Consider the following 13,174-nt stretch of genomic DNA (forward strand, 5'->3'; position numbering starts at 1 on the left):
AAAAAATTTAAAATTTTGGAACAAATGTCCAACCATGAGCAGTGAAGATGAGAGATTCATGCGCTTGGCACTCGAGCTGGCGAAGCACGGTGAGGGCTGGGTCAATCCAAACCCAATGGTAGGGGCAGTTATCGTCAAGGACGGGAAGATAATAGGCGTCGGCTGGCACCGGCGCTTCGGCGAGAAGCACGCGGAGATCAATGCCATAGAGGACGCGAAGAGCAAGGGGCACGACGTGCGGGACGCAACTATGTACGTGACCCTCGAGCCCTGCTCCCACTGGGGGAAGCAGCCGCCTTGCGCCGACAGGATAATCAGGGAAGGCCTCAGGCGCGTCGTCGTCGCGATGATGGACCCCAATCCGCTCGTCTCCGGAAGGGGAATCGAGAAGATGAGAAAGGCTGGAATCGAGGTCGAGGTTGGCGTTCTCGAAGACGATGCAAGAAGGCTCAACGAGATTTTCATCAAGTATGTGACTACCAAGATGCCCTTCGTTTCAATCAAGCTCGCCCTGACCCTTGACGGCTTCATCGCGACGGAGACAGGTTCCTCCCAGTGGATTACCGGCGAGAGGGCGAGGCTCAAAGTTCAGGAGCTCAGGAGGAGGCACATGGCGATAATGGTCGGCGCGGGGACCGTCTTAGCTGACAACCCGAGGCTCAACTGCAGGCTGGAGAACTGCCCCGAGAAGGTCAAGGTAGTCCTCGACCGCTCTGGCAGAGTCGCTGGGGCGGTGAAATCATGGAAGAAGTTCAGACTGTTTGAGGACGGCAGGGTCATCTTCTTCACCGAGAGGCCCGAGCTCTTCGAGGGAATAGCGGAAGCCTACCCTATAACCGAGCCCGGGGAAATCCTCAGGAAGCTCGGAGAACTTGGCATCGACAGCGTCCTGATTGAGGGTGGGAGGATAGCCTGCCAGTTTTTAAGCTACGCGGACAAGTTCTACCTCTTCTACGGCCCCAAGCTCTTTGGGAGGGGAATAAAGCCCTTCGAGTGCCTGAATGTTGAGAACGCGAACGAGGTGCCGCTACTGAGGATTGACTCAATCGAGAGGCTCGGTGAGAGCTTCCTCGTAACGGCTTACCCCGGTGGTGGAGATGTTCAGCGGAATCGTTGAGGGAACAGGCAAAGCCCGCTACTCGGCGGGAAAGCTATATGTTGAGCTCCCGTTCGAGGTCAAACCGGGCGACAGCGTCGCGGTGAACGGGGCCTGTTTAACCGTCGTCGAGTTCGATGGAAAAACGGCCGTCTTCGACGTCGGCGAGGAGACCCTGAGGAGGACCAACCTGCGCGAGGCAAAGCTAGTGAACCTCGAGAGGGCCTTAAAGCTCGGGGACAGGCTCGACGGCCACATAGTTACCGGCCACGTGGACGGGACGGTTCGCTTCATCACCGCGCGGAGGAGCGGGAACACGACCTGGATGGCCTTCGAGATGCCCAGCGAGAGGTGGGGAATAGCTGAGAAGGGCTCGATAGCGCTCAACGGCGTTTCTCTAACCGTCGCGAGGGTCGAGGCGAACCGCTTCTGGATTCAGGTTATCCCCTACACGCTCGAGGTGACGAACCTCGGCTCCCTGAGGCCCGGAGACAGGGTGAACTACGAGATTGACGTTTTGGCAAGGTACGTAAAGCGCATCATGGAGGCGGGAGTATGAACCTTGAAGAAATCCGGAGGGCGATCCTTGAGGGAAAACCCGTCGTGCTGATAGATGACAGAAGGGAATTCGAGGCCGATTTGATTTACCCGGCCGAGATTGCCTCTGCCGAGGTTGTGAACTTCATGCTCTCGGCCAAAGGCCTCCTCTGCCTCACGATGGATATGGATGAGGCCTCAAAGAAGGGCTTCTTCCGCCTGCCGAGCAAGGAAGGGGAGACGAACTTCCTCGTCCCCGTTGATTACCAAGAAACCTTCACGGGAATAACCGCGGAGGAGAGGGCTTTAACAGCTAAAAAGCTCGCCGAGGGGCTGGGGGTTGAAGCCTTCCGCTACCCCGGGCATCTGCACCTCCTCGGCGGGATAGGGCTCAACAGGCGCCGCGGCCACACGGAGAGCTCGCTCGAGCTCATGGAGTTCCTTGGATTCAGGCGCTACGCCCTGATAATCGAGATTCTCGACAAGAAAGGCGACTCCCACAACCGCGAGTACGCCCTCAAGTTCGCCGAGGAGCACGGCCTGCCGGTTATCACGACAGACGACGTCTGGAAGGAGTTCGTGAAGAGGAAGCAGCTCATTAGAGTTTACGTCAACGCGAGACTGCCGACAAGGTACGGGGAGTTCAGGATAATAGCCTTCGAGAACGAGCTGGACTTCAAGGAGCATGTCGCGATAGTCAAGGAACCATACGGCGACGTTCCTCTCGTCAGGGTGCACTCGAAGTGCCTAACCGGAGACACTCTTGCTTCCCTCAAGTGCGACTGCGGCAGTCAGCTGGCCAATTCGCTGAGGATGATAGCGCAGGAGGGCGGAATACTGCTCTACATGGACCAGGAGGGTAGGGGAATTGGCTTAAAGGAGAAGATTAAGGCCTACGAGCTCCAGGATAAGGGCTTAGATACCGTTGAGGCCAACGAAGCCTTGGGCTTTAAGGCCGACGAAAGGACCTACGAGGCGGCCTTCCAGATGCTTCGCGCCTTAGGCATTTCCAAAATCAGGCTCATAACGAACAACCCGGCGAAGGCCAAAGCCCTGGCGGAGTTCGGGGTTGAGGTGGTTGAGGTTATCCCCGCTCCGGGGGAGGTCACCGAGCACAACAGGCCCTATCTTAGGGTCAAGGCCAAAAAGCTCGGCCACAAGCTTCCCTTCGAGGTTTAGGGGGTGTGGTGATGGAGGTAAGAACAGTTGAGGGCGGTTTTATCGGAACCGGCCTGAGGATGGGAATAGTGGTTGCCCGCTTCAACGATTTGCTCACGGAGGGGCTCCTGAAGGGGGCACTCGACTGCTTCGAGAGGCACGGCGTTGAGAGGGTTGACGTCGTCAGGGTTCCCGGTTCCTTTGAGATTCCGCTGGTAGCCAAGAAAATGGCCGAGAGTGGAAACTACGACGCGGTTTTAGCCCTGGGAGCTGTCGTGAGGGGAGAAACCAAGCACTTCGACCTGGTCGCCGGTGAGGTTGCCAAGGGCGTTGCGAAGGTCTCGCTCGACACGGGCGTTCCAGTCATCTTCGGCGTCATAACCGTCGAGGACGAACTCCAGGGCTTCAACAGGGCGGGAGTGAAGAGCAACAAGGGCTTCGAGTACGCGATGGCCGCGCTCGAGATGGCGAACCTTATGAAAAAGTTATAAACCGCTTGTTTTTCGAAATATATTCAAATTTTTTCAAACATTTTTAGACAAATAGAAAAATTTAAGAGTTTGAATCCGAAAAAAAACGGTGAGATAATGAATTATTCCCCATTAAAGTTGTATCTTGAGGTAGTCAAGCTAGTTGCCGTTACGCTTATGTTGGGCCTAGTTGTTAAGAGGCATGAAGCTTTTACTTATTTGGTGCCCAAAAAGGTCGTGAAAAAAGCATTTTTCTTTCTTACTGTGTTTTGGCTTGGATTCGTGGCAGATGTTTCTAACGATATTTATCCCACTGAGTTTACAAAAGTTCTTGATGACATAATTATTTCTGTAGCACTCGTTTTCGGAGCATACTTAATGTGGTCAGCATCCTCACCGCTCAGAGAATCAGTTACGCCCAAGAAGCTTGGAACTCTAAATGGCGAGCCCAGAATTCAGAGGGGTGCCTATTTAGTTTATGCATCAACTTTAAAGGACGTGCTGGATATAGTTCGCGGTAGGAAAGTGCTTTTTGTTACACGACATCCAGAATTGTTGCAAGGTTCAAACTTGCCATATATATGGGTAAGCAAAATTCCGAGCAGGTACTCAGTGAATCCAACAAACTTACACATTCTCCTCCATGAAATCAGTAAGAGCGTTGACAGGAACACAGTTATTGTTTTAGATGCACTGGAATATCTGATATTAGAAAATGGCTTCAAATCAGTAATGAAATTTTTGACAACACTTAAGGACATCGTTATTGAGAAAAACGCGACATTGTTGCTTGTTGTTGAGAAAAATGCTCTTGACGAAAAAGAGAGAGCAATGCTGGAGAGCGAGTTTCAAGTTCTAGTTCTTTAAGGTCTATTAGATATTGCATAAAGCTAACTTCCACTTTTTATCGCTCATAACCCCAATGGCGAGCACCTTCTTTTCGAAGGGAAGCTCCAAAGCCTTTCTCGCGAGTTCTTCAGCACTCTCGAAAGCCGGGAACTCAAGCTCGGTGAAGCCAAGGTTGTACGTTGCCGTGACGAAGGCCTTTCCTTCCCTCAGTTCCAGCTCTCTCACCCAGAACTCCTCTTTTCCGGCGAAGCCGAGCCAGCCTTTACCGTCGGTTCCGATTATCCCGGCTATCCTTGGCGTGCTGTATTCATCTCTCTCGTAGTCAAGGGCATCAAGAACGTGGATTAGGGCCTTCTTCGGGCTTTCCCACTCGAGGGCCTGAGCTATGAAGTCCGTCTGGAGGCCGTTCGTGATTACGGCGTATTCGCTGAGGAGCCTCACCACCGGGTAGCTCACGTAGGGGTTGTCCGTCTTCGTTAGGTTCTCGATGTAGACGGCGTTTCCCCTTACGATTGCCCTCCTCCTCGGAAAGGAGCGGGAGCAGAGGAGGTAGAAGGCGAAGGGCTTCCCCCTCATCAGCCCGACCCCAAGGGTTCTGCCAGTGTAGGTCACGTTACCACCTCCCCGAGCCGGTCTTCATCGATTGCCAGCCTGATTTCCCTCGCTATCCTCCTTCCGACGCTCATGGGCTCGTTCCAGTAGAGCCTTCCGTACCAGTGGAGGGCGTTCGAACCGCCGTCGATGCGCGAGGCGAAGCCTATCGCCCTAAAGCTACCGTCGTAGGCGAAGTGGAGCGCGAAGGGGCCGATGATTCCGGGCGGTTCGAGCTTCTTCATGGCTTCCACGAATGCCAGACCGTAGTCGTAGAGCCTCGGAAGGAGCGACTCCCTCAAAGCGACGCCAACGTTCCCCGCTATCGTGTAGGGGAGCGGTTTCACCGGCCAGCGGGCGTTTCCATCGGCGATAACTACCCTCTCGTCGACGCCGAGGAGCTCGAGCCTTCCCAGAATCGGCGAGTAGAAGAAGTGGACGTAGAGGTAAACGCCTGGGATGAACTCCTCTATCCTGTGGGGTTCCTTAAGCTCCCCTAACTTCTCATCAAGCTCCTCCCCGCGCGCTATGAAGTGCCCGCTCCCTCCTCTCGGCCCCTCAAGGCGGACGAAGTAGAGCTTCTCCGGCTCAACCTCATCGGGCTCGATGACCCGAATCCTCGGAATTCCTGCCCCGTCGAGGGCTTTATCCTGGAGTTCAAAGGTAGTTTCCCACTTGAGGAAGCGCCTGTTGCCGAAGAACTTTGCTTTAGCTCTCTCTATCCCCTCAAGGCCGAGGTAGGCCACGAAGGAGCCGTGGGGGATTACTATTCCTTCGTCTTCGAGAATCGCGCCCATGTCTTCCGTGACGACAAGCTCGTCCGCGAGCCTCGTGGAGGCGTAGAATGCCTTCCTCTCGGGCTTCACGTAGAGTCTCGTCCTGAACACCTCGTCTTTGGCCCCGAGGAGAATCTGAAGGGAGGAATGAGACGCTATCGTCGAGATTATCATCCAACCACCTCCGAGAGTTCCTCGAGCGTCAGAATCTTCCCGTCCCTCGCGACGCGCATGGTATCTCCGCTCAGCTCGTCTATGACGATTAGCTCGCCGTCAAGCCTGCCGAACTCCAGCTTAAAATCAACGAGCTGAAGGCCCTTCGAGGAAAAGAACTCCCGCAGGATTCCCGCGACCTTTCTGGTGGTTTTCTTCATCGCCTCGACCTCTTCTCTGTTCGAGATTCCGAGGGCAATAACGGCTTCCTCCGCTATGAGGGGGTCGTCGAGCGAGTCGTCCTTCAGGGTGAATTCCACTATCCCGAGCCTCTGGAACGGCCTCACCCAGCCTTTGTAGCGCCGAAGGAAGCTCCCGTAGGCCAGCTCGCGGTAGATGACCTCCAGCGGAATCCTCTCTGCCTTCAGAAAACGGGCTTTTCTATCGTCAATCCTCTCCACAAAGTGCGTCTTCACGCCGTTTTCCTCAAGCAACCTGAAGAAGAACTCGGTCTGCTTCAAAACGAGGCTTCCCTTTCCTGCTTTCTCGCCGATTACCTCGTTGCCCCCGCTGTCTTCCCTGCCTTCCCTCCCGAGAACGTTGTCCTTGAAGTGGAAGACGAGATAGGGGCCGTCCTCGTAAACGTCCTTCGTCTTGCCGGAGTAGACGAGCCTCAAGCTCTCACCCCTTCCTCAGCATGTCGTTGATGAGCTTTATCGCGCATAAATCACCGCACATCGAGCAGGCCTCGGTTTTCGTCGGCCTCTCCTTCCGTATCTCGATGAACTTCTCCCTGTCCTGGCTCAGCTCGTACTGCTTCGCCCAGTCGAGTTTACCGCGCGCGAGGCTCATGAGGTAGTCCTTTTTAAAGTCGGCCTCGAAGCGGGTCAAATTGACCGCGTGGGCGGCTATCTTCGCCGCTATAACTCCCTCGCGGACGTGCTCAACAGTCGGCAGTCCGAGGTGCTCGGCTGGAGTAACGTAGCACAGGAAGTCCGCGCCGTTCAAAGCCGCTATCGCTCCCCCTATGGCAGACGTGATGTGGTCGTAGCCCGGAAAGATGTCCGTGACGATTGGGCCGAGGACGTAGAAGGGCGCGTTGTCAGTTGCAACCTTCGCGAGCTTTATCTGGGCCGGAATCTGGTCGATGGGCACGTGGCCTGGACCCTCGACCATCGTCTGGACTCCGGCTTCCCTCGCCCTCCTGACGAGCCTCCCGAGGGTGTAAAGCTCGGCTATCTGAAGCTCGTCGCCAGCATCTGGAAGGCCGCCGGGCCTAAGTCCATCGCCGAGGCTCAGAACAACGTCGTACTCCCTGGCGAGTTCAAGCAGGTAGTCGTAGTCCCTGTAGAACGGGTTCTCCTCGCCCCAGTGGAGTATCCACGCCGCGAGGAAGGTTCCTCCGCGCGAGACCATGCCAACGACTCTTTTCACCCTCTTCATCTTCTCGACGACTTCTTTAGTAACTCCGACGTGAATCGTCGTGTAGTCAACGCCGTCCCTGAAGTGCTTCTCAACGGCCTTCCACATGTCGTCCTCGGTCATCTCGATGATGGCCTTTCCCTTAGCCAGCATCTCCTCGGCGGCCTGGTAGATTGGAACTGTGCCAATGGGCACGTCAACGGCGTGCATGATGGCCTTCCTTATTGAATCGAGGTCACCCCCTGTGGAGAGGTCCATTATCGTGTCGGCGCCGTACTTGACGGCGACCTTCGCCTTCTCTATCTCCGCCTTAACGTCCACTATGTCGCGCGACGTTCCAATGTTGGCGTTGACCTTAACGCGGACGACGTTGCCCACCGCGACCGGCTTAACCCAGTCGTGGCGGACGTTCCTGAATATCACCGTGTGCCCCTTTGCCACGCTCCTCCTGAGCTTTTCGGCGCTTATCCCCTCTCGCTCGGCGATAAACTTCATCTCCTCGGTGATTACCCCGCGCCTTGCCTCTTCCAGCTGGGTCATTCCAATCACCCGGTTTTAAAACCTGCTTATAACAAAGTTTTTAAATTTCAAAACTCAGTTTTGAGCGGGACTTAAAAGGTTTTGGGTGGTCGTGATGCTGAGGGAGATAGAGATAAGCAGGGCGATAATAGAGGCCTACACCGCCGAGCTTCTCGAAAGCCTGAGCCTCGACGTCGCTATTGTAGGTGCCGGCCCCTCGGGGATGGTAGCAGGCTACTACCTCGCGAAGAACGGTGCGAAGGTGGTAATCTTCGAGAAGAAGCTCTCAACCGGGGGCGGAATCTGGGGCGGTGCGATGGGCTTCAATAAAATCGTCGTTCAGGAGGAAGCTAGAGAAATTCTCGACGAGTTCGGAATAAACTACAGACCCTTCAAGAACGGCCTCTACGTTGCCGACGCCATCGAGACGGCAACGACGATAGCGAGCAGGGCCGTAAAGACCGGCGTGAGGTTCTTCAACATGGTTGAGGTTGAGGATTTGGTTCTCAAGGAGAACCGCGTCGCAGGAATCGTAATCAACTGGACGCCGGTGATGATGACGGGCCTTCACGTGGACCCGCTCACGGTCGAGGCGCGCTTTGTTGTTGATTCAACGGGTCACGGGGCGCAGGTTACGCAACACCTTGTCAGGCGCGGTCTCCTCCAGGTTCCGGGGGAGGGGCCGATGTGGGCCGAGAGAGGCGAGGAGCTCACCGTAAAGCACACGAAAGAAATCTTTCCGGGCCTCTACGTTACGGGAATGGCCGCCAATGCCATCGCTGGAGCGCCGAGGATGGGGCCTATATTCGGCGGGATGTTCCTGAGCGGAAGGAAAGCGGCCCTCGAAATCCTTGAGAAGCTGAGGTGATGGGATGGCCGTCCTGATTGTGGCGGGCCTCGACACTGGTGGCGGGGCCGGTTTAAAGGCCGACATCGAGACGGTCTCTGCTCTGGGCGAGCACCCGCTCCCGGTTCTGACGGCGGTAACCTACCAGAACCCCTCGGAGGTGAGGGGCTACCACACCCTTCCGCCCGAGGTTGTAAGGGAGCAGATACGGGCCGTTAAGGACGGCTTTGAGGTTAAAGCTGTCAAAATTGGGATGCTCGGGAGCGGTGGGGTCGCCCGGGTCGTGAGGGAAGAGACGGAAGGCTTTACCCGGGTTTTCGACCCGGTGATTGCCTCAAGCACCGGAAAAAAGCTCATTGACGACGGCAAAATTCTCAAGACCCTCGTTCCCGGCTCGATAGTCACTCCCAACGTCCCGGAGGCCGAAGCGCTCACTGGAGTTAAAATTCGCTCGGTTGAGGATATGGGAAAAGCCGCGAAGGCCCTCGTGGAGGACCTCGGCGCCGAGGGTGCGGTCGTAACTGGGGGACACCTTAACCTCACCGACGTCCTCTACTGGCGCGGGAGATTCTACGAGTTCCCTGGAGAGAAGGCCGAGGGTTTCACCCACGGAACCGGCTGTGCCTTCTCCTCGGCTCTGGCGACGTTCCTCGCCAAGGGGCTTGAGCTTCCCGAGGCAGTTGAGAAAGCAAAACGCTTCGTTGAAAACTCCATCAGGTTTTCGAAGGAGGAAGCTAAGGCAGTTAATCCACTCTGGGAGCTGGAGAGGGACTTTTATCGCTGGAAAGCTGAGAAAGAGCTTGAAGGGGCCATTGAAGAGCTGGTAGCCTTTGGAGAAAGGCTCAACCCGCACGTTCCGGAGGTGGGAACAAACTTCGTCCTCGCGACGCCCTTTGGAGAAGTCTTCGCCGTCAAGGGCAGAATCGTCCGCTATGGGGAGACCGTAAAGCCCGTCGGTCCCGTTGAGCTCAACGCCAGCGACCACCTGAGAAGGGCCCTCCTCAGGATGCGCGAGTTCTATCCGGAGATTAAAGCGGTTCTGAACCTCCGCTACTCGGAGGAGCTGATAGAGAAGGCGAAGGAACTCGGCCTCGTCGTTTCGTTCTACGACCGCAGGGAAGAGCCTGAAGAGGTGAAGAGGGCAGAGAGGGGGACTATGGAGTGGGGCATCGAGAGGGCGGTGAAAAGGGCCGGAAAAAGGCCCGACGTGGTTTACCACCTCGGCGACTGGGGCAAGGAGCCGATGGTTCTGGTCTTCGGGAGGGACGCGGGGGAGGTCGTGGAGAGGGTGCGGAAGCTCTTGGGCTAACGTTTTAACTCCCTCTTCCCTATTTATCCCGGTGATTCTATGCTCATAAGGGGAAAGGTTACGGGTAGCGAAATCCCGCGCTTCAAGCACCGCTGGTTCGGAATCCTCGAAGTTGAAGCTGATGGCGAAAAGTATCGCCTCTACATGACGGGCAACGTTGCCCAGTGGTTTCTGAACGGCGATGAGGTTGAGGTTGAAATCCTCCACAAGCCAAAGGAGAAGGACGGCGTCAAGGTTCTCGACTTCGACGATTATAGGCTGTGGAAGTTCTACGAGGGCGATAGAATTCCAGTGTGGCCCCTCTTCGAGAAGGAAGTCGAGGCCAAGCGCTACTCGCCTTTGACCGGCGAGCTCCTCTACACCTACAAAATCAGGGCGAGGGAGGCGAAATACGAGTCCGACTTCGAGGCGATAGCAGAGCTGGAGCAGTACCACTACGCGAGCCAGAAGGAGAAAGTGGCGTTATGGCGCTGTGAGAACGGCCACATCTTCGAGGCCAACACCAAGCAGAAGTGCCCAATCTGCGGGGCTGAAAGCCACATACTCGAGATAAAGGGCTCAACTCCAGCGTCGCGCTTCCTTATCTTCGAGCTCGTCGAGAGGGAAGAATACGAGCCGAGGATTCTCAGCTACGTCCGCGTTGACCCGCCGATACCGCTCATGCACCGTCGCTTGCCGAACGGCGAGGTTGAGAAGAACATCCGCGAGAAGGTCTTTCCCGAGGACTGGTTCCATCCGGCCTTCTGGCCGGAGCGCATAATGAAGGAGCTCTACGAGGAGCTGAAGAGGAAGTACGGGAAGAGGAGAATAGCCCGCTCCTACCTCTGGGAGCAGGCCAAGTGGAAAGCTTTAGCGGAGACCAACACCGCTGGAGCGAGGATTGCGAGGGTTGTGGTTCACCCCGACTACCGCTCCGACGGGCTGGGGCAGTTGAGTGTCAAGTCGGCCCTCGAGTGGATAGCCGAGCGTAGGATTCCCGAGATGCGGAAGAGGAAGCACATAGTGGAAACCATAGCGCAGATGGCCCGTTACAACCCGTTCTTCGAGAAAGTTGGCTTCAAGTTCCTCTGGGAGACCGCGAGCGGAAGGCCGGTCCTCTTCTACCCTCTGACCGAGGAGGCAAAAGAGTACATCGAGCGCTTTTTGAATGAAGACCCCTATGCTCCAAAGGACGGAAGGCTCTGGAAGCCGAGCTACGGAAAGGTTGAGCCCTTAGCCGGGCCGATAGTCTTCAAGAACGTCAGCAAGGTCTTCGAGAGCGAGCTCGACATCAAGGGCCTGCCCGAGGAGATTCAGGAACTGCTCAAGGCCTTTGGAGTGAGACACCGCGTTATCCAGAGGCCCGTTTTACGGAATTTGAACTTCGAAATCCAGCCGGGCGAGCTCATAGCTGTTGTCGGCGCGAGCGGGGCGGGGAAGACGACACTGCTGAGGCTCATCCTCGGCTCTGCCAACGGCTGGTGGGAGGAGCGCTTCAGGCCGACGGAGGGTGAGATTGAGGTTCCGGACAACGCCAAGGTCTCGGTGATGATTCCCGGTGAGTTCGAGCCGACCTTTGGAACCGAGAGCATCTTGGAGCACGTTTACAGGAAGATAGGCGACCTCAACGCCGCCGTGGAGATACTCAACAAGGCGGGTTTGAGCGACGCCGTCCTCTACAGGGCGAAGTACGGCGAGCTGAGCACGGGCCAGAAGGAGAGGGCGAGGATAGCGTCCCTTTTGGCAGAGAAGCCCAACCTGCTCCTCATTGACGAGTTCGCGGCTCACCTCGACACGCTGACGGCGATGCGCGTCGCCAAGAAGGTCGCCCAGATAATCCGCGAGGCGGGGATAACGGCCCTGATAATTACCCACAGGCCCGAAGTGCTGAAGGCCCTCGACCCAGACAGGGTGCTCTTCGTGGGCTACGGAACGGCGAGGCTAAAGAACGCAAAGGATGTCGAAAAACGCTGAGCCGAGCCAGTGAAGGAGGAAGCTTGGGGCAAAGCTCTCCCCTTCCAAATCCATTTTTGCAAAGATGATTCCGGCCACCAACGCGTAGGGCACCTCTATTCCGGGCTTCCCTATGTGAACGAGCGTGTAGGGGATGTCCTGGAGGACTATTGCCAGCCACTCGTTCTTTCTGGCGAGGGGGAAGAGGAGGAAGCCCCTGTAAAAGGCCTCGTGGGCGAGCATTATCAACCCCATGCCGAGCTCCCCGAGGAGGAAGCTTCCCGGGCCGGAGTAGGGAAAGACCGGGTAGTAGTTTCGCATCGAGGGAATCGTAGCCCCGTAGAGGCTGAGCGGAATTGAGAGGGCGAAGAGCAGGAGGAACAGCTTGACGCCCTTACGGTTTGGGGGTTTGAGTCCCAGCTCCTCCGGCCTGAAGCCGAGGGCCATCGAGATTGCCAGGGGAACGAGCAGGTAGGCAACGAGAACAATCAGAACGTGCCCCCAGAAAGAGGCAGGGATTAGCCAGGGGACGAAGCTCAGGGGAAAGAGAAGGACGTAAAGAAGCGAAGCTCTGTCCATTCTTCACACCATAAAGCTTATCTGGACGGTGTTGGCATAGCGCCTGACCTCGATTCCGCGGTTTGTGAAGGCTATGCCTATCTCAAGGGGCCTCTTGGGGTTCGCCCTCCTGATGACGCGGATTCCGACCTCGTCGCCGATTCTGTCCTTGTTGAGCCTGTTGATGTGGTCGTAGAGCAGTCTAAGGAAGTTCCGGTAATCCTGCATCTCCTCCAGGAACTCCCTCTGTTCCGGGTTTAGTTTGGGGTATAGGTAGCGGTGGAAGAACCAGTCGAAGGAGCTGTAGGTCTCGGAGGCGTGGGCGAAGAGGAGCTTGTAAAAGTCTATGTTCTTGTTGCCGAATGCAGAGTCCATGTACTCAATGGCCTTGCCGAGGTAGTTCGCGGCCTCGCTGAGCTTCATCCTTATGAGCCTCACGTCAAGGTCGTTGCCCCTGAGGAGGAGCTGGATGTACCTTCCTCCACCGTAGTCCATGTAAATCGTGTTGTAGAACAGCACGAGCCTTGACGGGCGAACCGTCATGTACTGGGCGAGCCTCCGTATGACGTCCGAGAGCCTGTTAAGCCCACGCGGGTCCCCGATTAGGAGGGCCTCCATTCCGTAGAGGTTTTCCTGGATGACCACGTCGTTGTCGAGCCAGAACTCCACTTCCCTCCTCCAGCCCGGCATGTTGTAGCGGTTCAGGATTCTGAGGTCGAGTATCGAAACGGGAACCTCCTTCTGAACCCTGCCAAAGCGCTTCTTGAAGATGACGACGGGATGATAACCGCTTGAGGGGTTGAGGTACGATACTGGAATCTCCATAACGCGCCTGAGGGCTAAAAGGGCATCCTTAATCTTGGGTATGTCATCCTGAGTGAACCTGCTTCCCAAGTCCTGAAGGAGAATTTCAAAGCGACTCGCCATGCGCACCCCCTAAGAAAAAAGATGAGAGTT

General features: G+C 56.2%; 14 protein-coding genes. 8 read left to right on the top strand and 6 right to left on the bottom strand.

The window, feature by feature from the left end:
• The first annotated feature begins 34 nt into the window (after nucleotides 1-34).
• From ribD to BD01_RS02470, 5 genes are all read left to right on the top strand, one after another.
• Complete coding sequence (gene ribD / locus BD01_RS02450) at nucleotides 35-1,117, top strand: bifunctional diaminohydroxyphosphoribosylaminopyrimidine deaminase/5-amino-6-(5-phosphoribosylamino)uracil reductase RibD (RefSeq protein WP_042689582.1); 1,083 nt, start codon at nucleotides 35-37, stop codon at nucleotides 1,115-1,117.
• A complete protein-coding gene (locus tag BD01_RS02455; protein WP_042689583.1) occupies nucleotides 1,098-1,655 on the top strand; it encodes a riboflavin synthase in 558 nt (185 codons plus the stop codon). The genes ribD and BD01_RS02455 overlap by 20 nt, the downstream gene beginning before the upstream one ends.
• Complete coding sequence (locus BD01_RS02460) at nucleotides 1,652-2,812, top strand: bifunctional 3,4-dihydroxy-2-butanone-4-phosphate synthase/GTP cyclohydrolase II (protein WP_042689586.1); 1,161 nt, start codon at nucleotides 1,652-1,654, stop codon at nucleotides 2,810-2,812. Before BD01_RS02455 ends, BD01_RS02460 begins: the two co-directional genes overlap by 4 nt.
• Nucleotides 2,813-2,823: 11 nt before the next feature.
• Entirely contained in the window at nucleotides 2,824-3,282 is a 459-nt protein-coding gene (ribH, locus tag BD01_RS02465) for a 6,7-dimethyl-8-ribityllumazine synthase (protein WP_042689589.1), read from the top strand.
• Nucleotides 3,283-3,378: 96 nt separating this feature from the next.
• Nucleotides 3,379-4,128: a DUF835 domain-containing protein gene (locus BD01_RS02470; RefSeq protein WP_042689591.1), complete on the top strand. Its 750-nt coding sequence runs from the start codon at nucleotides 3,379-3,381 to the stop codon at nucleotides 4,126-4,128.
• A 6-nt stretch (nucleotides 4,129-4,134) separates the two neighbouring features.
• Here BD01_RS02470 and BD01_RS02475 read toward each other — a convergent pair whose 3' ends face one another.
• The 4 genes from BD01_RS02475 to thiC are packed head-to-tail and all read right to left on the bottom strand — an operon-like array spanning nucleotide 4,135 to nucleotide 7,592.
• Nucleotides 4,135-4,722, bottom strand: coding sequence for an IMP cyclohydrolase (locus BD01_RS02475; RefSeq protein WP_042689594.1), 588 nt, complete (start codon nucleotides 4,720-4,722; stop codon nucleotides 4,135-4,137).
• Complete coding sequence (locus tag BD01_RS02480) at nucleotides 4,719-5,651, bottom strand: formate--phosphoribosylaminoimidazolecarboxamide ligase (RefSeq protein ID WP_042689597.1); 933 nt, start codon at nucleotides 5,649-5,651, stop codon at nucleotides 4,719-4,721. The genes BD01_RS02475 and BD01_RS02480 overlap by 4 nt, the downstream gene beginning before the upstream one ends.
• Entirely contained in the window at nucleotides 5,648-6,307 is a 660-nt protein-coding gene (locus tag BD01_RS02485) for a phosphoribosylaminoimidazolesuccinocarboxamide synthase (protein WP_042689600.1), read from the bottom strand. The genes BD01_RS02480 and BD01_RS02485 overlap by 4 nt, the downstream gene beginning before the upstream one ends.
• A gap of 4 nt (nucleotides 6,308-6,311) precedes the next feature.
• A complete protein-coding gene (gene thiC, locus BD01_RS02490; RefSeq protein WP_042689602.1) occupies nucleotides 6,312-7,592 on the bottom strand; it encodes a phosphomethylpyrimidine synthase ThiC in 1,281 nt (426 codons plus the stop codon).
• Between the two features lie 94 nt (nucleotides 7,593-7,686).
• Here thiC and BD01_RS02495 point away from each other — a divergent pair, with 94 nt between their 5' ends.
• Genes BD01_RS02495 through BD01_RS02505 form a run of 3 tightly spaced genes read left to right on the top strand, consistent with a single transcriptional unit; the run spans nucleotide 7,687 to nucleotide 11,680 of the window.
• A complete protein-coding gene (locus BD01_RS02495) occupies nucleotides 7,687-8,439 on the top strand; it encodes a sulfide-dependent adenosine diphosphate thiazole synthase (RefSeq protein WP_042689604.1) in 753 nt (250 codons plus the stop codon).
• Nucleotides 8,440-8,443: 4 nt separating this feature from the next.
• Nucleotides 8,444-9,727 carry a bifunctional hydroxymethylpyrimidine kinase/phosphomethylpyrimidine kinase gene (gene thiD / locus BD01_RS02500; protein ID WP_042689606.1) on the top strand — a complete coding sequence of 428 codons (1,284 nt, stop codon included), beginning with the start codon at nucleotides 8,444-8,446 and terminating at the stop codon, nucleotides 9,725-9,727.
• Between the two features lie 39 nt (nucleotides 9,728-9,766).
• A complete protein-coding gene (locus tag BD01_RS02505; protein WP_042689607.1) occupies nucleotides 9,767-11,680 on the top strand; it encodes an ATP-binding cassette domain-containing protein in 1,914 nt (637 codons plus the stop codon).
• Here BD01_RS02505 and mrtA read toward each other — a convergent pair.
• Nucleotides 11,648-12,238 (bottom strand): CPBP family archaeomyxosortase MrtA, encoded by a 591-nt coding sequence (mrtA, locus tag BD01_RS02510; protein ID WP_042689609.1) that lies wholly within the window; start codon nucleotides 12,236-12,238, stop codon nucleotides 11,648-11,650. The two genes, BD01_RS02505 and mrtA, sit on opposite strands and share 33 nt — an antisense overlap.
• A gap of 3 nt (nucleotides 12,239-12,241) precedes the next feature.
• Nucleotides 12,242-13,144 carry a hypothetical protein gene (locus BD01_RS02515; protein ID WP_042689611.1) on the bottom strand — a complete coding sequence of 301 codons (903 nt, stop codon included), beginning with the start codon at nucleotides 13,142-13,144 and terminating at the stop codon, nucleotides 12,242-12,244.
• Nucleotides 13,145-13,174 lie beyond the last annotated feature (30 nt).

Source organism: Thermococcus nautili, from assembly GCF_000585495.1.
Classification (GTDB): domain Archaea; phylum Methanobacteriota_B; class Thermococci; order Thermococcales; family Thermococcaceae; genus Thermococcus; species Thermococcus nautili.